Annotated in this window: 19 protein-coding genes; 9 read left to right on the top strand and 10 right to left on the bottom strand. The window is 65.7% G+C overall.

Annotated features, from left to right (window positions below; translation table 11 throughout):
• Positions 1–34: 34 nt before the first annotated feature.
• Positions 35–1123, bottom strand: coding sequence for a chorismate synthase (aroC, locus tag RA164_RS05715; RefSeq protein ID WP_329743001.1), 1089 nt, complete (start codon positions 1121–1123; stop codon positions 35–37).
• Positions 1124–1405: 282 nt separating this feature from the next.
• Here aroC and RA164_RS05710 point away from each other — a divergent pair, with 282 nt between their 5' ends.
• Positions 1406–3208, top strand: a complete 1803-nt coding sequence (locus RA164_RS05710) for a type IV secretory system conjugative DNA transfer family protein (RefSeq protein ID WP_329743000.1) — start codon at positions 1406–1408, stop codon at positions 3206–3208.
• 149 nt (positions 3209–3357) lie between these two features.
• Here the strand turns inward: RA164_RS05710 and RA164_RS05705 are convergent, their stop codons facing one another.
• The gene (locus RA164_RS05705) at positions 3358–3891 is read right to left on the bottom strand and encodes a GNAT family N-acetyltransferase (RefSeq protein ID WP_329742999.1); all 534 of its coding nucleotides are present in this window, start codon (positions 3889–3891) and stop codon (positions 3358–3360) included.
• Positions 3892–3895: 4 nt separating this feature from the next.
• Positions 3896–4816, bottom strand: a complete 921-nt coding sequence (gene prmB, locus RA164_RS05700) for a 50S ribosomal protein L3 N(5)-glutamine methyltransferase (RefSeq protein WP_329742998.1) — start codon at positions 4814–4816, stop codon at positions 3896–3898.
• Between the two features lie 156 nt (positions 4817–4972).
• On the opposite strand from prmB, the gene asd reads away from it, so the two are divergent.
• Entirely contained in the window at positions 4973–5836 is an 864-nt protein-coding gene (gene asd, locus RA164_RS05695; protein ID WP_329742997.1) for an archaetidylserine decarboxylase, read from the top strand.
• Between the two features lie 58 nt (positions 5837–5894).
• Complete coding sequence (locus tag RA164_RS05690; protein ID WP_412731068.1) at positions 5895–6374, top strand: hypothetical protein; 480 nt, start codon at positions 5895–5897, stop codon at positions 6372–6374.
• Positions 6375–6467: 93 nt separating this feature from the next.
• Here RA164_RS05690 and RA164_RS05685 read toward each other — a convergent pair whose 3' ends face one another.
• Positions 6468–7952, bottom strand: a complete 1485-nt coding sequence (locus tag RA164_RS05685) for a transglycosylase SLT domain-containing protein (protein ID WP_329742996.1) — start codon at positions 7950–7952, stop codon at positions 6468–6470.
• Positions 7953–8102: 150 nt separating this feature from the next.
• On the opposite strand from RA164_RS05685, the gene RA164_RS05680 reads away from it, so the two are divergent.
• Together RA164_RS05680 and greB are read left to right on the top strand one after the other, a co-directional pair.
• A complete protein-coding gene (locus RA164_RS05680; protein ID WP_329742995.1) occupies positions 8103–9611 on the top strand; it encodes a helicase HerA-like domain-containing protein in 1509 nt (502 codons plus the stop codon).
• A gap of 56 nt (positions 9612–9667) precedes the next feature.
• On the top strand, positions 9668–10171 hold the full coding sequence (greB, locus tag RA164_RS05675; protein ID WP_329742994.1) for a transcription elongation factor GreB: 504 nt from the start codon (positions 9668–9670) through the stop codon (positions 10169–10171).
• A 96-nt stretch (positions 10172–10267) separates the two neighbouring features.
• On the opposite strand, the gene RA164_RS05670 is transcribed toward greB, so the two are convergent.
• Together RA164_RS05670 and rimO are read right to left on the bottom strand one after the other, a co-directional pair.
• Positions 10268–11086: a DUF3025 domain-containing protein gene (locus tag RA164_RS05670; RefSeq protein ID WP_329742993.1), complete on the bottom strand. Its 819-nt coding sequence runs from the start codon at positions 11084–11086 to the stop codon at positions 10268–10270.
• A 4-nt stretch (positions 11087–11090) separates the two neighbouring features.
• Positions 11091–12428 (bottom strand): 30S ribosomal protein S12 methylthiotransferase RimO, encoded by a 1338-nt coding sequence (gene rimO / locus RA164_RS05665; RefSeq protein ID WP_329742992.1) that lies wholly within the window; start codon positions 12426–12428, stop codon positions 11091–11093.
• Between the two features lie 149 nt (positions 12429–12577).
• On the opposite strand from rimO, the gene RA164_RS05660 reads away from it, so the two are divergent.
• Complete coding sequence (locus RA164_RS05660; protein ID WP_329742991.1) at positions 12578–13249, top strand: dienelactone hydrolase family protein; 672 nt, start codon at positions 12578–12580, stop codon at positions 13247–13249.
• The gene (locus RA164_RS05655; RefSeq protein ID WP_329742990.1) at positions 13246–13677 is read left to right on the top strand and encodes an HIT family protein; all 432 of its coding nucleotides are present in this window, start codon (positions 13246–13248) and stop codon (positions 13675–13677) included. The genes RA164_RS05660 and RA164_RS05655 overlap by 4 nt, the downstream gene beginning before the upstream one ends.
• A gap of 113 nt (positions 13678–13790) precedes the next feature.
• On the opposite strand, the gene RA164_RS05650 is transcribed toward RA164_RS05655, so the two are convergent.
• The 3 genes from RA164_RS05650 to apbC form a co-directional block, all read right to left on the bottom strand.
• Positions 13791–14303 carry a hypothetical protein gene (locus RA164_RS05650; protein ID WP_329742989.1) on the bottom strand — a complete coding sequence of 171 codons (513 nt, stop codon included), beginning with the start codon at positions 14301–14303 and terminating at the stop codon, positions 13791–13793.
• 92 nt (positions 14304–14395) lie between these two features.
• Entirely contained in the window at positions 14396–14962 is a 567-nt protein-coding gene (gene dcd, locus RA164_RS05645; RefSeq protein WP_329742988.1) for a dCTP deaminase, read from the bottom strand.
• A gap of 194 nt (positions 14963–15156) precedes the next feature.
• Positions 15157–16251: an iron-sulfur cluster carrier protein ApbC gene (apbC, locus tag RA164_RS05640; RefSeq protein ID WP_329742987.1), complete on the bottom strand. Its 1095-nt coding sequence runs from the start codon at positions 16249–16251 to the stop codon at positions 15157–15159.
• 163 nt (positions 16252–16414) lie between these two features.
• Between apbC and RA164_RS05635 the strand changes: the two genes are divergently transcribed.
• Positions 16415–16882, top strand: coding sequence for a DUF2147 domain-containing protein (locus RA164_RS05635; RefSeq protein WP_329742986.1), 468 nt, complete (start codon positions 16415–16417; stop codon positions 16880–16882).
• 95 nt (positions 16883–16977) lie between these two features.
• Here the strand turns inward: RA164_RS05635 and RA164_RS05630 are convergent, their stop codons facing one another.
• The gene (locus tag RA164_RS05630; protein WP_412731089.1) at positions 16978–18135 is read right to left on the bottom strand and encodes an MFS transporter; all 1158 of its coding nucleotides are present in this window, start codon (positions 18133–18135) and stop codon (positions 16978–16980) included.
• A gap of 192 nt (positions 18136–18327) precedes the next feature.
• Between RA164_RS05630 and metG the strand changes: the two genes are divergently transcribed.
• Complete coding sequence (gene metG / locus RA164_RS05625) at positions 18328–20412, top strand: methionine--tRNA ligase (protein ID WP_329742984.1); 2085 nt, start codon at positions 18328–18330, stop codon at positions 20410–20412.

Genomic DNA, 20412 nt, shown 5'->3' with positions numbered 1-20412 from the left:
CGCCGGCACCGCCCGCAGGGCGACGCCGGATCGATCAGGGGATGCGGGGGGAAACCTCGCCCACGTCACCACACTGCGCACGATGGCGCAATGCATGGTCCATCAGCACCAATGCCATCATCGCCTCGGCGATGGGCGTGGCACGAATGCCGACACAGGGGTCGTGGCGCCCCTTGGTCACCACCTCCACCGGTTCGCCGGACAGGTTCACGCTTTGACCGGGAATCAGGATGCTGGATGTGGGCTTCAGTGCGATCGAGGCAAGCACGGCCTGCCCGGTACTGATGCCACCAAGAATGCCACCCGCGTGATTGGACGTAAAGCCGTCCATATGCATTTCATCCCTATGCACGCTTCCACATTGCGAAACCGCGGCAAAGCCGTCGCCGATCTCGACCCCCTTCACGGCGTTGATCGACATCAGCGCCGCCGCCAGATCGCCGTCCAGCTTGCCGTAGATCGGCTCGCCCCAGCCCGGCGGCACGCCTTCGGCCAGCACATTGACACGCGCCCCCACCGAGTCGCCGGATTTGCGCAGGGCGTCCATGTATTTCTCCAGCTCCGGCACCTGCCCGCCACAGGGCCAGAAGAACGGATTCTGTTCGACCTGCTCCAGATCGAACCCGGCCGGCTGGATCTCGCCAAGTTGCGCCAGGTAGCCGCGCACGCGTATGCCATGGTGTTCGGCCAGCCACTTCTTGGCGACTACCGCGGCAGCCACGCGCATGGTGGTCTCGCGCGCCGACGAACGCCCACCGCCTCGCGGATCGCGGATACCGTACTTCTGCCAGTAGGTGTAGTCGGCATGCCCCGGACGGAATGTCTGTGCAATGTCACCGTAGTCCTTGCTGCGCTGGTCGGTGTTGCGGACCAGCAGCGCGATCGGCGTACCGGTGGTGCGCCCTTCGTAGACACCCGACAGGATCTCCACCTCGTCGGCCTCGCGCCGCTGCGAGGTGTGCCGGCTTTTGCCGGTGGCACGCCGGTCGAGATCATGGCGGAACTCCGCCGGATCGAGCGCCAGGCCCGGTGGACAGCCGTCGATCACGCAGCCGATGGCCGGCCCGTGACTTTCGCCGAAGGTGGTGACGGTGAAGAGCTTGCCGAAAGAATTGCTGGACACGAAGCTTTGGACGTCTAAAGGGAACCCCCCACAGCTTAACCGTGTTCAGCCGCTTGTGCTCGCACCGGCGGACATAAGGACATGCCTGCCCCAGCCCTTTCACCCGCACACCGCACCTGCAGGCGCCGCACCCAAAACCGGAACCATCCTATCCAAAAGGCGGCCTGCTCCGACAGACCACCACGCCAGCCCGCGCTAGGGTCCGACTTACTGGCGACGAATCCGGCAACGACATCGTTGCGGGGAGCCTGGAGCCCCATCTTTCAGACCAAGGAGGCACGCATGAGCCATCGGAAGGTCACGCTGGCAGGCGTGTTGTTGATCATCACCGTGGCGGGCGGCCTGTATCTCGCCGGCTGGCTGACGCACATCCTGTTGCGGGTTTCGGCCCCACTGGCCTGGAATACCTGGTGGCAATATCTCCGTGCCAGCGATCTGCCGCAGCTCGCCCCCTATGCCCGTCGCATCCGGGTCGCCGGCAGCCTGGGCCTGGGCATCCCGTTGCTGGTCTGGCTGGGGTTGCTGATCCCGCTGTTCCGGTCAAGGCAACCGTCGCTGCATGGCGACGCCGGTTTCGCCCGGCTGTCCGATCTGAAGAAGGCCGGTCTGCTCAGGCAGACCCCGCAAGGCATCGTCATTGGCAAGTACAGGGGCCGCTACCTGTGGCTGAACGGCTCGCTGCATCTGATCGTGATCAGCCCGACCCGCAGCGGCAAGACCACCAGCATCGCCATCCCCATCCTGCTGTCGTACACGCAGTCGGTCGTGGTACTGGACCTCAAGGGCGAACTGCGCAAGCTCACCAGCGGGTGGCGGCAATCGCAGGGCCAGTCCATCGTGGTCTGGGCCCCCTACAGCGAACCCGGCACTACCCACCGCTTCAACCCCTTCACCCTGCTTGCCGGCCACGATCCTGCCCGGCGCATCGGCGAAATACAGACCATCGCCGCCATCCTTTACCCGGACGAGGCCGACAAGGACCCGTTCTGGCGCACCCAGGCGCGGGCCGCCTTCACCGCCTTCGCGTCCTTCATGTTCGAGGCCTGGGACCAGTCCTGGCGCATGGGTCTTCCGTCCGATCCCAACACCGTTCCGGACTACCCGAGTTTCGAGCGCATCTTGCGCATCTCTGCCGGCGCTCCGGAACAGGACACGGCAGACATGCTCGGCTCCATCCTTGGCGACACCTCGCAGTACGGCTATCTGAGCCCGCAAACCCGCACCCTGTTCTCCAACCTGGCCGGCCTGGCCGAACAGACCTTCTCGTCGGTCATTGCCAGCATGCAGGCACCACTGCAGCAGTTTCTGAATCCGATCCTCGCCGCAGCCACCAATGCCACCGACTTCGACATCCTGGCGATCCGCAAGCGACCTACCACGCTGTACATCGACATTCCCACCAACAAGCTCGACGAAAGCAGCAAGCTGCTCAACATCTTTTTCAGCAGCGTGATCGGCAACAACCTGGACAAGCCACTAGGCGACGAACCGGACCTCAAGTACCAGATGCTGATGCTCATGGACGAGTTCACCGCCATGGGTCGGCTGGAAGTGTGGGCCAAGCGCATTTCCATCTCGGCCAGCTACGGCGTCAGGGACTGCTGCATCATCCAGAGCCAGGCGCAGCTGCGTGGCACCTACGGCGAACACGACGCACAGAACTTCATCACCAATCACGCCGCACAAGTCGCCTTCGCTCCCCGCGAACAGAGCGACGCCAATGCCTACAGCGAAATGCTGGGCTACCGCACCTTGCGCAGGAAGCAGCGGAGCCGCAGCCATGGCGGCGGCTCGCATCAGACATCGACCAGCTACAGCGAAGAACGCCGTGCACTGCTGCTGCCGCAGGAGATCAAGGAACTGCCCGGCGACGAGGAACTGATCTTCGTCGAAGGCTGCAAGCCCATACGCGCAAGGAAAAACTGGTTCTTCAAGGACAAACTGTTCAAGCAGCGGTCCGCGCTGCCTCCCGTAACGCCCAGGCCACAAGTCCACCCGCCGAGGAAAAATGACTTGGCAGACCAGGCCAATGAAGCGGAGGCGATAAAGGCCTTGAATGAACGGATCGAACGCTGGCTGCAATGAAGCTCGGCCAGATAACGAGACACCTGCAATTTGTCTCGCAGCCACCTGACACCCATGCCGGCAAAACGACCATGCGCACGCTCACTTGCAGGACAGGGTGGGGAGGAACCATCTCATTAATTCAGCACGCTCTCACCTGAAGGCTGCGCTCAACGACGACCTTGCCACTCGTCGGCAAGCATCGCGTAGACCGCATCGTCGGCCCAGCCGTCGCCATCGCGCCAGCTTTCGCGGAAATGAGCTTCCTTACGCATGCCCAGATGCTCCAGCAGCCTTATGCACGACTGGTTGCGCGGATCGACCGAAGCGACGACCCGGTGCCTGCGCAACTCGTCGAATACCAGCGAAAGCGCCGCACGCAGTGCTTCGGCAGCCAGCCCACGCCCCTGGTATGCAGGCGCCACGGTGATGCCCAGTTCGACAGTGGCATCGTCGACAAAATGCAGCCCGAGATCACCGACCAGCGTCCCTTCCGGCAACCGCAGTGCGAACTGGAACCAGCTTTCCGGGGTATCGAATACCACCGACTGCTGGCGCCCGATGAAACCCTGTGCCTCGTCGACGGAGGCAGGCCGCCAACCCTGATAGCGACTTACCTCGGGATCGGCACGATAGGCGAACAGCGCTGACGCGTCCTGCAGGCGCAGGGCATCCAGACGCAGGCGAGTGGTGGTCAGTTCCATCCGCTCAGCGGCGGGCCATCGCCGCGGCATGGATCGCGTCGCGATGCTCCAGCAGGTCGCGGCGCTCCAGCGCGAACACGCCCATCGGTCCAACCTTGAATTCGATCCACACGAAGGGCACCTCGGGCAGCAGCGCATTGAGCGCCCGCTCGCTCTCGCCCACCTCGACGATCAGCAGGCCTTCGTCGGAAAGCAGGTCGGCCGCCTCGTCGAGAATGCGCAGGCAGATATCCAGCCCGTCCTCACCCGATGTGAGACCCAGCTTGGGCTCGTGGGCGTATTCGCCGGGCAGTGCCGCGTATTCGTCCTCGGTGACATAGGGCGGGTTGGAGACGATCAGATCATACCCGCGCCCGCGCACGCCTTCGAACAGGTCCGACTTCACCGCCTCAACACGATCGTCGACATGCTGGAAGGCGATGTTCTCGCGCGCCAGCGACAGCGCTTCGTCACTGATGTCGACGATGTCCACCCGCCAGTCCGGGTTGTATTCGGCCATCGCGATGCCGATGCAGCCCGAGCCGGTGCACAGGTCGAGCGCGCGTTCGACATGACGACCATCCAGCCAGGGTGCGAAGCCCGACTCGATCAGTTCGGCGATCGGCGAACGCGGCACCAGCGCACGGCGGTCGCTCTTGAACTTCAGCCCTGCGAACCAGGTTTCGCCAACCAGGTACGCCACCGGTAGACGCTCGTTGACGCGACGCTCGATCAGGCCGAGCACGCGCTCCCGCTCATCGGCAGTCAGGCGACCGGCGCCGTAAGCGGGCGGAATGTCCGGCGGCAGGTGCAGGCTGGCCAGCACCAGGTGGGTGGCCTCGTCGATCGGGTTGTCGTGGCTGTGGCCGAAGGTCAGGCCGGCCGCCGAGAAGCGGCTGGCACCGTAGCGGATGAAGTCGATGATGGTGGCGAGTTCGGCGGTCACGGCGGCACCCGAGGCGGAAAGGCCGGCAAGTATAGCTGGCGCCCATATCCAGGGCCCGTGACCGGGCTGCCGGGCAACGGTGCGGGATGTCCGGCAGAGCCTGCTCCGCTCACTTCACGCTGCTATTTACTGGCCTCCCGCTCGTATACTGGGCGGATGACTTTCAAGCTATTCCTGCAGTACGCCCTGCCCCATCGCTTCCTGTCGCGCCTGGTCTACTGGGGCACGCGCTGGACACTTGCGCCATGGAAGAACTGGTTGATCGGCACCGTCGTGCGCAACTACCAGGTGGACATGGCCGAGGCCGCACAACCGGACCCGCGCGCCTATCCGCACTTCAATGCCTTCTTCACCCGCACGCTGAAGCCCGGCGCGCGACAGGCGGACAGCAGCCCGTCGGCCCTGCTCTCGCCCGCCGACGGACGCATCAGCCAGGCCGGCCCGATCGTGGACGGGCGTATCTTCCAGGCCAAGGGGCAGGACTACACCGCCGCCGAACTGCTGGGGGGCGATGCGGCGGCGGCCGCGCCTTACCGCAATGGCCGGTTCGTTACGGTCTACCTGTCCCCGCGCGACTACCACCGCGTGCACATGCCGCTGCAGGGCACCCTGAGGGAAACCGTGCACGTGCCGGGGCGCATCTTCAGCGTGGCCCCTTTCGCCGTCGAGGCGATCCCGCGCCTGTTCGCGCGCAATGAGCGACTGGTCTGCCACTTCGACGGCGAACATGGGCCATTCGTGGTGGTCATGGTGGGCGCGATACTGGTGTCGTCGGTGGCCACCGTCTGGGACGGGCTGGTGATTCCGCCATATGCACCGTCGATCCGGCGCAAGTCCTTCGAAGGCCAGCACATCACGCTGGAACGCTTTGCCGAGATGGCCCGCTTCAACATGGGCTCTACCGTGATCATGCTGCTTCCCGAAGGCATGGCCGAGCTCGATGCCCTGCAGCCGCAACAGCCGGTGCGGGTGGGTCAGCGGCTGGGCCAGCTGCACCAGACCACAGCGCCCACCGGATAATGTGACGCAATCCGTCATTTTGTGACGCTCAGGGCGTAAAACCCGCTAAGAGCTCGCTATGCTGACCCCGCGCCGCTCCAGCCAGGCCGAGGGACACATGCACATCTTCACCCAGCTCATCGCCATGAACCGCGCCCGCCAGCTGCAGCGACAGCTGCATGGCATCGAGCGGCAGATCCGCGCCCTGCCCGCGCGCAGCCGCATCAGGCTCAGCATGCTGACCCTGCGCGAGATCGGCCATGCGTCACAGTGCGATTTTCCTCATCTGTATGCCACCCCGCCCGAACAGCGCTACACCCCCTGGGGTCAGGGCACCGCGATCGGCTTCGCCCGTGCGCAATCGGACAACAGCGAGGTTGCCCTGCGCGGTATCGCACTATGGCTGGCCGTCGCCTATCACGAAAGCAAGAATGCGCAGTACGCCTGCCTGCAGGCGCCGCATCGGCAAGTGCTGCGCGTACTGCGCGAGCTGAAGGAACAGCGCGGCGATGCCCGCGAAGTCGCCGCGCAGTGGATGAATTCCAGCGCGGCCGCCTGACCGCACAAGCCCCCTTCATGTCTGCGCCACGGAACCGGCGGCGCAGACATTACCGTTCGCACTTCCCGGCCGCTACGGCTATGCGCCGTCCAGCTAGCGGCGGCAGGCCGGCAGCCTGATCACCTGCCCGACCCGGATCTGGAAGTGATGGATCCGGTTCATCCGCTCGATCTCGCGGAGGTTCGTGCAGCCGTGACGGTGCGCAATGCTGCTGATGGTGTCACCCGGCCGTACCCGGTAATGCGTTGCCCGCGACATCCGCGGCGGATCGTGCCGCACCGGCACCACCGGCACCACCGCGTTGTGCAGGTCGCTCGCCAGGATCGGCCACGGACCCACCACACAGCGCACCGCATACGGCTTCTCCAGCAACCTGGGCACCTGCAGCACCGTGCCGGCAGCCAGTTCCTGCTGCGGATCCAGGCGCGGGTTGAGGTTACGCAGGGTACGGAACCAGCCGTCCTGCATGCCACCGGCCTCGCCCAGGCAGACCGTCAACTCCGACAGTGAAGCCGGTCGCTTCAGCGTGATCGTACCCGGCACCCCATCGACCCTGGGGAAACGCAGGTTGTAGCTGTCCGGATGCAGAAACAGCCACGCCGCCGCCAGCACCGACGGCACGTAGTCGCGGGTTTCCTGCGAAAGCTGGTCGTAGATGCGCGGATTGTAGAAGCTGATCGAGGTATCGCTGCCGACCAGCCGGCGCATGCGTCCCTCGCCGCCGTTGTAGGCACCCAGTGTCAGCTCCAGATTGTCGTTGAACGCCTTCAGCTGTTCGTTGATATAGGCCGCATTGGCGCGGGCGGCATCGGTGGGGTCGAAGCGGGTATCGAAGCCATTGACCGTGCCAAGTCCGAAGCGCAGGCCCGTCGCGTACATGAACTGCAGCGGCCCGGCTGCACCCGACCGCGAGACCGCATTCACCTTGCCGCCGGACTCCTTGGCCATGATGCCGAACAGCAACGCCTCCGGCAGGTCGGCCTTCTTGTACTGCGGCCACATCTCGTGACGCAGGTACTGGTAATTGACGTAAGCGTCCATCAGGTTCGGGCGCCACTGCGTCAGCCACATTTCCAGTGCAGCCTTCACCGGGCCGTTCATCGCGATCAGCTCGGAAAGCTTCTGTCCGTGCAGCAGGGTCACGCTGCGCCGCGCCTGCGGCAGGCTGGCCGCACCGTTCAGGCCGGCGACCTGACCGCTGGGCGACTCGCTGTCCTGCTCGTCGGGCAGCTCATCGCCGATGAAGCTGCCGTCCTTCAGGCGCAGCAGATGGTCGAACACCGAGAAGAAACGCTGCGGATCGCACCCCGGCGTATTACCGCATTGCGCCGCGGCATCGCGCAGTTGGTCGAGCGCCGTCGTGAGGGTCTTTTCCGAAGCCGCAGTGTCGTCGGCACGCGCCTGCTGCAAGGCCGTCTCGTAACCCTGACTGGCCTGGTCGAGCTGGCTGTAGAGCCCCTTCACGGTCGGTGGTGTCGGCGTCGGCTTGGTGACCTGGCTGGCACATGCCCCCAGAAGTACAAACGCAGCGGCTAACGGGGCAAGGCGCAGGGAACGGAACGACACAGAACGCGACATGGCAACTTTAGGAAAAATCAAACTCCCACCATAGCGGCCCTGACAATCGGACTCAATGTGCAGTGCCGTGAAGAACCGCGCGCGGCCTGCCGCGGTCGCCCGGTGAAACGGCTTGGCTACAATCGGGGCAGGACCAACGGAAGGAACGACATGACCAGCATCCTCATCGGCCGCAACGACCGCACCAGCGTCAGCCTGGATCCCCATTACGGCAACCGCCACGGCATGATCGCCGGCGCCACCGGCACCGGGAAGTCGGTTTCGCTGATGGTGCTGGCCGAGGGTTTTTCGAAGCTCGGCGTGCCCTGTTTCCTGGCCGATGTGAAAGGTGATCTGGCCGGCCTGGCGATGCCCGCGGGCACGCCGGGCGACAAGCTCAAGGCACGCCTGGACAAGCTCAAGCTCACCGACTGGACGCCACAGGCGAACCCGGTGGTGTTCTGGGACCTGTACGGCAAGCTCGGCCACCCGGTGCGCGCCACGGTCAGCGAAATGGGCCCCACCCTGCTCGGCCGCGTGCTCGACCTCAACGACACCCAGCAGGGCGTGCTGGAGATCGTATTCAAGGTGGCCGACGACAACGGCTGGCTGCTGCTTGACCTGGACGACCTGCGTGCGCTGCTCGGCTTCGCGGTCGACAACAGCAAGGACATCTCCGCCCATTACGGCCTGATCAGCAAGCAGAGCCTCGCCGCCGTGCAACGCGCCCTGCTGCAGCTGGAACAGGACGGCGCCACGCAGTTCTTCGGCGAGCCGGCACTGAAGCTGACCGACCTGATGCGCCAGGACATGACCGGCCGGGGCATCGTCAACGTGCTGGCCGCCGACCAGCTGATCCTCAAGCCTCGCCTGTACGCCACGTTCTTGCTGTGGCTGCTGTCCGAACTGTTCGAGCAGTTGCCGGAAGTGGGCGACCTGGACCAGCCCAAGCTGGTGTTCTTCTTCGACGAGGCACACCTGCTGTTCAACGACTGCCCGCCCGCGCTGCAGCAACGGGTGGAACAGGTGGTGCGGCTGATCCGCTCCAAGGGCGTGGGCGTGTACTTCTGTTCGCAGAATCCCGACGACGTGCCAGGCGAGATCCTCGGCCAGATGGGCAATCGCATCCAGCATGCACTGCGCGCCTTCACGCCGCGCGACCAGAAGGCGGTGAAGGCCGCCGCCGAGACCTTCGTGCCGAATCCCGCACTCGACGTCACCGCGACCATCGGCAAGCTCGCCGTGGGCGAGGCACTGGCCTCCACCCTGGGCCAGGGCGGCGTACCCACGCCGGTCGAGGACGTGCTGGTGACCACTCCCGGCTGCCGCATCGGTGCCATCAGCGCCGACGAACGCGCCACCATTCGCAGCCGCTCGCCGGTCGGCGCCAAGTACGACACCGCGGTGAACCGCGAATCGGCCGCCGAGATGCTGACCAAGCGGGCCGAGGAAAAAGCCGCCGACGCGAACGCCGTCGCCACCAGCGCGCCGGCTAGCGGCACAACTGGCGATGCCGGCTCCGCCTGGGGCGGCGCCGTGCATGACGCGCTGTTCGGCACGAAGCGCCGCCAGGGCATGATCGAGACCATGGGCAAACAGATGGTGCGCACCATGGGCAGCCAGATCGGCCGCCAGATCCTGCGCGGCGTGCTGGGCGGCATCTTCGGCGGCCGTCGCTGAGCGCACCGGCCAGCCACTCCATCGACACATCCACAGCCATCACCGACGAACACCGCATGAGCCGCTGGCGCCCACCGTCCCCCTCATCCACCGCAATCATCACCCGCGAAGGCTTCGAAAAGCTCAAGGCCGAACTCGACCACCTTTGGCACACACTGCGTCCCGACGTGGTCAAGGCGCTGGCGGCGGCCGCCGCCGAAGGTGACCGCTCCGAGAACGCCGAATACACCTACCGCAAGAAGCAGCTCGGCGAGATCGACCGGCGGGTGCGTTACCTCAGCAAGCGCATTCCCGTGCTGAAGGTGGCCGACGGTATGCCGGCCCAGCGCGAGACCGTGTTCTTCGGCGCCAGCATCGAACTGGAGAACGTCGACAACGGCGACAGCCACCGCTACCGCATCGTCGGCCCGGACGAGACCGACGCCCGGCGCGGCTGGATCAGCGTCGACTCGCCGCTGGCCCGCGCCGCGCTGAAGAAGCGCATCGACGACGAATTCGAGGCCGAACTGCCTGGCGGGCGCGTGCGTTTCGTCATCGTCGAGGTGCACTACGAGGGGTAAATGCGGCCTGCCGTCCATGCGCCGTGTGCGCAGCAGGTCAGCCCCACGCCTCAAAAAGCCACAGTCTCGGCGACGGGTTTTGTCAGGCCGGGTGTCTCAGCCGCTCTCACCGACCGGATGGCCCCATGTCCATGGCGACGGATAGGTACGCCCCTTGCGCAGCGGCTGGTAGCAGGGCGCGGCGCGATGGAATGCTTCGTCGTCGTTGCCCGCATGCCAGCCTGGAATGCCCGACAACGGCAAGGGGCGCAGCTCCTGCGGATCGCACAGCAGACGGCCATCGCCGATCGCTTCGGCGCAGGCAAGGCCGGAGTCGTCGGATACCGATTGCACGAGCGCCTTGCCCACCAGCAGCTGTCCTGGCGTCAACGCGTGTTCCAGCAGTGCGTGGCCGACTACCGCGACTTGTATGGAGCCATCCAGCCAGGCTTCGCGGCATCGCCAGAATAGGCCGTACCAATCGTGCGCATCCCAGAGCGTCAGCAGGTCCGGATCGCGCACCGTCACGATCACGCCGGCCTCGTCGAAATGGGTCAGCGCACATTGCGCCCGTGAACGCCGCTTCGTCCCCATGCTGGCGATCTCGACGACCTGCCGTGCATTCAGCGCGCGCTTGACCTCGGGGTGACGCAGCCAGATCAACGCATTGAACAGGTCATGCCAGTTGCGCTCGCGCGTGGCGATCAGGCCACGCTCCGCGATGCGCTGTTCGTAATGCAGCCCATCGGCCAGCAGCTCGCGCGTCTGCGCAGCGAAACGCGTGGTCGCGCCAGCCGGCAGCCGCGCGTTGAGCTCGTCGATGGATGGCCAGTCCGCGCCATGCAACAGGTCCGCATACGCGTTCCACGCCCGCAGCGGCTGCCGCACAAATACGCGCCGGTCCACCGCCTCACGCGCGGGCGCCTCATAGCGCATGGTCTTACACGATGGTCAACGTAGGCTGCGCCAGGCGCGCATGCAGGTCGTGGTCGCCCGCGCCCTCGATCAGCACATCGACGAACTGGCCCGGCTTCAGCGCCTGACCGTCGGCGATCAGCACGGTGCCGTCGATCTCCGGCGCGTCCGCGGCCGAACGTGCCACGGCACCATCGACACCGGCCTCGTCCACCAGCACGCGCATCGTGCGACCGATCTTGTGCTGCAATTTCGCGGCGGAGATTTCCGCCTGCACCGCCATGAACTGCTCCAGGCGGTCTTCCTTGAGCTCCTCGGACACGGCGCCGGGCAGTTCGTTGGCCCTGGCACCCTCCACCGGCGAGTAGGTGAAGGCGCCAACGCGGTCCAGCTCGGCCTCGCGCAGGAAGTCCAGCAGCTCCTCGAACTCGGCATCCGTCTCGCCAGGGAACCCGACGATGAAGGTGCTGCGGATGGTGAGATCCGGCACCTGCCTGCGCCAGTTCTGGATACGCTCCAGCGTCTTGTCGATGTTGCCCGGGCGCTTCATCAGTTTCAGGATGCGCGGACTGGCGTGCTGGAACGGAATGTCGAGGTACGGCAGGATCTTGCCGTCGGCCATCAGCGGCATCACCTCGTCCACGTGCGGATACGGGTAGACGTAGTGCAGCCTGGTCCATACGCCCAGCTCGGCCAGGCCTTCGCACAGACCGGTCATGCGGGTCTGCCACTGGCGGTCCCGCCACGGGCGCTCGGCGTACTTCAGGTCCACGCCATAGGCACTGGTGTCCTGCGAGATCACCAGCAGTTCCTTGACGCCACCCTTGACCAGCTTTTCGGCCTCGAGCAGCACCTCGTCGACCGGGCGCGAGACCAGGTTGCCGCGCATCGACGGGATGATGCAGAAGCTGCAGCGATGATTGCAGCCTTCGGAAATCTTCAGGTACGCGTAGTGCTTGGGCGTGAGCTTGACCCCAGTGTCCGGCACCAGGTCCAGGAACTTGTTGCGCGCGGGCGGCAGCGCCGCGTGCACCGCACCCATGACGCTGGCGTAGTCCTGCGGGCCGCTGATCGACAGCACGTCTGGGTAGGCCTCGCGGATCAGGTCCGCGCGCTTGCCCAGGCAGCCGGTGACGATCACCTTGCCGTTCTCGCTGAGCGCCTCGCCGATCGAATCCAGCGACTCCTGCACCGCCGCGTCGATGAAGCCGCAGGTATTCACCACCACCGCATCGGCCTCGTTGTAGCTGGGCACGATCTGGTAGCCCTCGACCTTGAGCTGGGTGAGGATGCGCTCCGAATCCACCAGCGCCTTGGGGCAGCCGAGGCTGACGAAACCGATTTTCTGAGAAGTCTGCGACATGGCCTGATTGCAACCGTAGACGGCGGTAAACCTCGCATTGTAGCTCGAACCCGGCGGTGCCATCCGCCGGCCCCGCCACCTGTTGCGCACCGCGCTTCCATCGCAACGGCGCCGCTACAATGGCCCCATCCCCAGACCGGAGCGCAGCCATGGGCCAGCACATCAACATTCCCACCTCGCGCACCCAGTGCATCGGCGGCTATCTGGCCGAGCCGGCCGGCAAGCCCAAGGGCGGTATCGTGGTGATCCAGGAAATTTTCGGCGTCACCCAGCACATGCGGGACGTCGCCGACCGCTTCGCCGCGGCCGGCTACACCGCGATCGCCCCGTCCTTCTTCGATCATCTGGAAGCCTGGCTGGAGCTCGATTACGACGACGTCGGCCTGGCCCGGGGCCGGGCACTGGTCGCCGAACTGGGGCTGGACCGGCCGCTGGAAGACGTGGCCAGCGCGGCCAACGCCATCGCCTCGGCTGGCCGGATCGGCACCGTGGGGTTCTGCTGGGGCGGCACGGTGGCACTGCTTGCGGCCCAGCAGTTGGGGCTGCCTTCGGTGAGCTACTACGGCGCACGCAACCTTTCGCTACTGGGACGCGAGCCGAAGGCGCCACTCATGTTCCATTTCGGCGACAACGACGCCTCGATTCCGCCTGAAGCCGTGCAGCGGCATCGCGATGCCCTGCCCGAGACCGAGATATTCACCTATGCCGGCGCCGATCACGCCTTCAACCGCAATAGCGACCCGCACTATCACCATGCCAGCGCCACACTCGCGTGGCAGCGCACACTGGCCTTCTTCGAAAAGCACCTGGCCGCAGCATGAGCAACGAGAGCTTCACCCTCGACCCGCGCCTGCAGGCCGACACGCACGGCGTCGCGACGCTGTCCCTGTGCGACGTCCTGCTGATGGATGACGACCGCTTTCCGTGGCTCATCCTAGTGCCGCGCACGCCCGGATGCGCGGAAGTGAGCGATCTGCCGGTTGCTGACCAGGCACGGCTCTGGCACGAAGTCGCCATAGCGACCGCCGCGCTGCGCGCCGTCGTGTCCTGCGACAAGATCAACCTGGGTGCACTGGGCAACATCGTGCGGCAACTGCACGTACACGTGGTGGCGCGTCGCGAAGGCGATGCGGCGTGGCCTGGCCCGGTGTGGGGAAGCGGTCAGGCGCCGCGCCGGGAGGCGCCTGCGCGCGAACTGCTGGTGGAGCGTCTGCGCGCGGCCCTGTCGAACGACACCGTCACGTCGTAACGGTGTCGAGCAGGGCGCCTGCGGCGTCCTGCTCGATGCATGGCAAAGCAGGAGCCAGGTGTGACCGACCGGCACCGGGAATGTTGTCCCAGTGCCGAGCGCTCGTCACCGCATCACTGCCCTTGCTGCTGTTGCTGCGCGGCCTTGTTCACACCGTCGCAACCTGCTGCGCTCCGGCAATCCTGCCCGTCGCTGACCTTGGCCGGCGCGTGATATTCCTGCAGCCGACGCGCCTTGGTATCAATCGGGTTGATCTGCCGCAGCGCGCCCTTCTGGTCGTAGTACACCGCGAAGCCATAGTCCAGGATCATCCTGGCCATGTACTGCAGGTGTTCCTTGCGGATCTTGTATTCGGAGCTGGGCAGCAGCAGCACGGTCTTCGGCAGCTTGCCGATGTCCTTTTCGTAGGCGAAATGACTGCCCAGGTCGATCGACGACAGCACTGCGCCGTCCAGCGTGAACTGGCCACCCTTGTAGGCCTTGACGGTCACGTCGAACTTCTTCTCCAGCTGCGCCGTCTGGGCCGAGCTCAGAGTGCTGCCCCGGTGGCAACCGGCGAGCAGCAGCGTGCTGCCCAGCATCAACGCGGCGGTTGCGCGGATCAGCAGCGTGGAAAAACGGGTCATGCGGGTCTCCTGCATTCATGCGGTGGCCCGTCCGAGTGTAGCGCCGGGCCGTATCAGTGGCGGTCGTCAACGACGACCAGCGTGGTGCTCGTTCAGGTACGCGGCAAGGTCACGCCCTGCTGGCCCTGGTACTTGCCGCCACGATCCCGGTAACTGGTCTCGCAGGGCTCGTCGGATTCGAAGAACAGCATCTGCGCCACACCCTCGTTGGCGTAGATCTTGGCCGGCAACGGCGTGGTGTTGGAGAACTCCAGCGTCACATGCCCTTCCCACTCCGGTTCCAGCGGGGTGACGTTCACGATGATGCCGCAGCGGGCATAGGTGCTCTTGCCCAGGCACACCACCAACACGTCGCGCGGAACCCGGAAATATTCCACGGTACGTGCCAGCGCGAAGGAATTGGGCGGAATGATGCACACATCCGACTGCACGTCGACGAAGCTGTCCGGATCGAACGCCTTCGGATCGACGATGGTGGAGTTGATGTTGGTGAACACCTTGAATTCGCGCGCGCAGCGCACGTCGTAGCCATAGCTGGAGGTGCCATAGGACACCAGCCGCTGGCCATCGCGCGTCTTCACCTGGCCTGGCTCGAACGGCTCGATCATGCCGTGCTGTTCGGCCATGCGGCGAATCCACTTGTCGGACTTGATACTCACGGGTACTCCGGACGATTCGCAATGAGGCCCGCAGCAGACGAGCCAAAGCGGCAAAAATACACGGTACCGCATCCGCTGCGCCAGCCGGCAGCGACATGCGGGTCATGCGCAGGATGTCACGCCGCCTCCAGTGCGTGCGGTTGGTCGAGACGCGGCGCAGGTGCCACACAGGCCAGACACCCGCACCGGCGAACTCATGCCGACGGCGCGCCCTGCACCACGATCTTGCCCAGTCCCAGCGACTTGTTTCGCGGCTGGAGCGACAGCCGCGCTGCGGCATTGCGCGCGATTTCGCGATAGCGTGCGGCCAGTTCCGAGTCGGGCATCGCCACCACGGTGGGCGTACCACCGTCGGCCTGCTCGCGGATGCGGATATCCAGCGGCAGCGAGCCGAGGTAGGCCACGCCGTACTGTTCGGCCATGCGGCGACCGCCGCCCTCGCCGAAGATGTGTTCCTCGTGCCCGCAGTTGGAACAGACGTGGGTCGCCATGTTCTCGACCACGCCGAGTACCGGCACCTCCACCTTCTCGAACATCTTCAGCGCCTTGCGCGCGTCCAGCAGCGCGATGTCCTGCGGCGTGGTGACGATCACCGCGCCGGCCACCGGCACCTTCTGCGACAGTGTAAGCTGGATGTCGCCGGTGCCGGGCGGCAGGTCGATCACCAGGTAATCGAGCATCTCCCAGCGCGAATCGGTCAGCAGCTGCATCATCGCCTGGGTCACCATCGGACCGCGCCAGATCATCGGCGTCTCTTCGTCCACCAGGAATCCGATCGACATCGCCTGCAGACCATGCGCCTGCATCGGCGTGATGCTCTTGCCATCAGGCGATGCAGGCTTGCCGCTGATACCTAGCATGCGTGGCTGGCTGGGGCCGTAGATATCCGCGTCGAGCACGCCGACCCTGGCACCTTCGGCCTGCAGCGCCAGCGCGAGGTTGGCCGCCACGGTGGATTTGCCGACGCCACCCTTGCCTGATGCCACCACGATGATGTTCTTCACGTCGGGCAGCGGGCCGAGCGTGCCCTGCACCTTGTGCACATGAACGCGGCAACTCACCGAGGCTGCCGCGGACTCGATCGCAGGATCCGCTTCCAGCGCCTGCCTGACCTGGGCAGCCAGCGTGTCGACCGCTCCTGCGGCCGGATATGCCAGCAGTAGGTCGACCGACACTTTCGCGCCGTCCACACCCACTGCCCGCACGGCGTCGGCCAGCGGCGTACCGGTATGCGGGTCGGTCAGCCCCTGCAGTATATGGCGGACCAGTGCTTCATCGACCTGCGTCATCGTGCGAACAAACCTTGGGATGGGGAAGCGCGCATTATGCCAGCCACCGGCACATGCGGCCCGGAAACACCGATGCTGGCATCATGGCGCATTGCAGCTTGACGCCGCCCCGACCGCGCCGGCACGCTCGATCCATACGCTTTCGTACGGGAGAAAGTCCACCATGAAGCCGAAGTTCCGACTCGCCATTGCCGCGATCCTGCTGGTCACTGCCGGCGCGGCCTTCGCCGCCGCCAACGACACCCCCGTCGGCACCTGGAAGCAGGTGGACGACGCCAGCGGCAAGGTCACCTCGATCATCCAGATCACCGACACCAGCGGCGAGCTGCAGGCGAAGGTGCTCAAGGTCATGAACATGAGCGCCAAGCAGATCGCCCGCGACGGCGAACATCCCCGCTGCACACAGTGTGACGGCGCGCGCCACGATCAACCGATCGAGGGCATGACCATCATGTGGGGCGTGCGCAAGGACGACGACGTGTGGGACGGCGGCCATATCCTCGACCCCAAGAGCGGCAGGGTCTACAAGGTGAGGCTCAAGCTCAAGGACGGCGGCCAGAAGCTCGACGTGCACGGCTACATCGGCTTCGCCCTGCTGGGCCGCAGCCAGACCTGGGTCCGACAAGACTGACCGCACGCACCCAATGCCATTGACGCCCCGGTCTTTCCGGGGCGTTTTGCTGTGCACGACTTTCCAGGCGCGATCCGCCGCATGCGGCACCCGGCTCAGTCCGATGTGGAAACCCGAGGCGCGACCACGCCCGCCGAAGCCGCCGTCAGCAACAACGTCACCCCTACCCCGGCCAGTGCCAGCGGCAAGCTGCTGATGTGTGCCACCACACCGACCAGGGCAGGACCGCACAGCATGCCCACGTAGCCCAGCGTGGTCACGGTCGCGATGGCGATGCCCGGCGAGGTACCCGGCAAGCGGCCGGCCGCGCCGAACATCACCGGCACGATATTGGCCGCGCCGATGCCCACCAGTACGAAACCTGCCAGCGACATCCACGGCCACGGCAGCAACGACGCCATCAGGAACCCCGCCGCCGCCATGCACGCGCCGGCCCGCACCGTGTGCACTGGACCCAGCCAGGCCACTGCACGGTCACCGGTCAGACGACCCAGCGCCATCGCCACCGAAAACATCGCGTAGCCGATACCGGCAGAGGCGCTGGAAAATCCACGGCAGTCGCGCAGCAGCAGCGCGCTCCAGTCCAGCATCGAGCCCTCGGCCAGAAAGCTGATCAGGCACAACACGCCAAGTAGCAGGACCACCCCGCGCGGCATGGCCAGCGCAGGACGATGAGCCGTCCAGGCCACCTCGTCGAGCAGGCTTGGCCACTGCGTAAGCACCGCCGCAAGCAGCAGCACGGAAACCGCTAGCGTGGCAAATACCAGCGGCACGCCGGAGGCCAGCAACGCACTCATGCCGGCAGCGCCACCGAGGCCGCCGATGCTGAACATGCCGTGGAACCCGGACATCAGCGGCCGACCGGCACGACGCTCCACCTGCACCGCATGCGCGTTCATCGCCACATCGATCGCGCCCAGCCCGACCCCGAACAGCAGCAGCGCGATGGCCAGCATGCGGGCATCCGGCACCACCGCCAACAGCGGCAACACCAGGCCGGTCAGCAGCCCGCCGGCCACGATCACCCGCCGGCTGCCGAAACGATGGGTCAGAAAGCCGACCAGCGGCATCGACACCATCGAACCGCCGCCGAACGCCAGCAGCACCAGTCCCAGCGTGGCGTCGTCCAGGCCCAGCCTTGCCTTGGCATAAGGCACCATCGGCGCCCACGCCGACACGCCGATGCCGGCGGCCAGGAAAACCAGTCGCGTTGCGCGGATCGCCGCTGCCTGGCCATGGCGCTCACCGGCCATCGCCACCTCATTGATCGCGGACACTCAAGCCTTCCCCCTGACGTCGCCCCTCGAGTCAACATACGGGATCGCGCGGTGCGAAAGCTCGCCGCGCTGCGGCACGTCGGCAAGCACCCTTTTCCCGTATCCGTGCCGGGTCGGCTGGACGGCCATGCCATAATGCAGGACCGCCACCGCACCCATCACACCTGCATGAATCGCCGCCTGCTCGTCACCAACGCCCTGCCCTACGCCAACGGCCCGCTGCACATGGGCCACCTGCTCGGCTATATCCAGGCCGACATCTGGGTACGCGCGCAGCGGATGATGGGCAACAGCGTGGCCTATGTCTGCGCCGACGATGCACACGGCACGCCAATCATGCTGGCCGCGGAAAAGGCCGGACTGACACCGGAGGTCTACATCGAGGGCATCCGGCAGGGCCACGAGGCCGACTTCGCCGCCTTTGGCGTGGACTTCGACCACTATCACACCACCCACTCGGACGAGAACCGCGAGCTGGCGACGCTGATCTACACGCGCCTGCGCGACAGCGGCTACATCGCCAAACGCAGCATCCAGCAGCTGTTCGACCCCGAGAAGCAGATGTTCCTGCCGGACCGTTACATCAAGGGCTCCTGCCCGGTCTGCAAGACACCCGACCAGTACGGCGACAACTGCGAGAACTGCGGTGCCACCTACGCACCCACCGAGCTGATCGATCCCTACTCGGTGGTGTCCGGTGCCACACCGGTGCTGAAGGATTCGGAGCATTACTTTTTCGAGCTGGACAAGTTCCAGCAGCTGTTGCGCGACTGGTTCGGCGGCAAACTCACCGGCGGCCGGCCGGTGGCCAACTCCGGCGTGGTGGCCAAGCTGAAGGAATGGCTGGACGGCGGCCTGAAGGACTGGGACATCTCGCGTGACGCGCCCTACTTCGGCTTCCCGATCCCCGACGCGCCAGGCAAGTTCTTCTACGTGTGGCTGGACGCACCAGTGGGCTATCTCGCCAGCTTCAAGGCGCTGTGCGAGCGTACCGGGCTGCGCTTCGAGGACTTCCTCGCACCGGACAGCCAGGCCGAGATGCACCATTTCATCGGCAAGGACATCATCAATTTCCATGGTCTGTTCTGGCCGGCGATGCTGCATGGCGCGCAGTTCCGAACACCCACCGCGCTGCACGTCAACGGCTACCTGACCGTCAACGGCGCGAAGATGTCCAAGTCGCGCGGCACCTTCATCCAGGCCCGCACCTACCTCGATGCGGGCCTGCACCCGGAATACCTGCGCTACTACTTCGCCACCCTGCTCAACGACACGCCGGTGGACGTGGACCTCGACCTGAAAGCCTTCGAGGAGCGCGTCAACTCGCACCTGGTCGGCAAGTGGGTGAACATCGCCAGCCGCACCGCGGGCTTCGTGCACAAGTTCTTCGATGGCAAGCTCGCCGATCGCTTCGGCGCCGAAGAAGCCGAACTGTGGCAGCAGTTGCTCGGGCACTATGAAGGCATCGCGACGCTGTACCAGGACGGCGAGTTCGCCGACGTCACGCGCCGCTTCGTCGCCATGGCCGACCTGGTCAACGGCTACATCGCGGCCAAGGCACCGTGGGTCATTGCCAAGGACGAAAGCCGCCGCGACGAGCTGCACCAGGTCTGCACCTTCGCGCTGCACGGCTTCCGCCTGCTCAGCGGCCTGCTGAAACCCGTACTACCCGCCACCGTGGCCGCCGCCGAACAATTCCTCGCCGCGCCGGTCGCCGGTTTCGACGATGCCCGCCGCGAGCTGTTCGGCCACACCGTCAACGCCTTCGAGCCCTTGCTCGGCCGGCTCGATCCGAAGCGTATCGAAGCGATGGTCGATGCCTCGAAGGAATCGCTCGGCGCACCAGCCACCCCAACCGAACCACCGAAGAAGAAGCCCGTGAACGACACTGCCAAGCCCGCCGCAACGACCGATGCCCCCGCCACCATCACCATCGACGATTTCGCCAGGCTCGACCTGCGCATCGGCAAGGTCGCGGTCTGCGAGTTCGTGGAAGGCTCGGACAAGCTGCTGCGCTTCGAGCTGGACGCCGGCCCGCTGGGCACGCGGCAGATCTTCTCCGGCATCCGCGCAGCCTATGGCGAGCCGGAAAGGCTGGTCGGCCGCAACGTGGTGTTCATCGCCAACCTGGCACCGCGCAAGATGCGCTTCGGCCTGTCCGAGGGCATGATCCTGTCGGCCGGCGACGGTGGCAGCGACCTGTTCCTGCTGGACGCCGACCAGGGCGCCAAGCCGGGTGCCACCGTTCGCTGA

This window comes from Dyella sp. A6, assembly GCF_036320485.1.
GTDB lineage: Bacteria > Pseudomonadota > Gammaproteobacteria > Xanthomonadales > Rhodanobacteraceae > Rhodanobacter_A > Rhodanobacter_A aluminiiresistens.
Note: the sequence above shows the minus strand (reverse complement) of the source record. Positions and strands in the feature narration are given on the sequence as shown.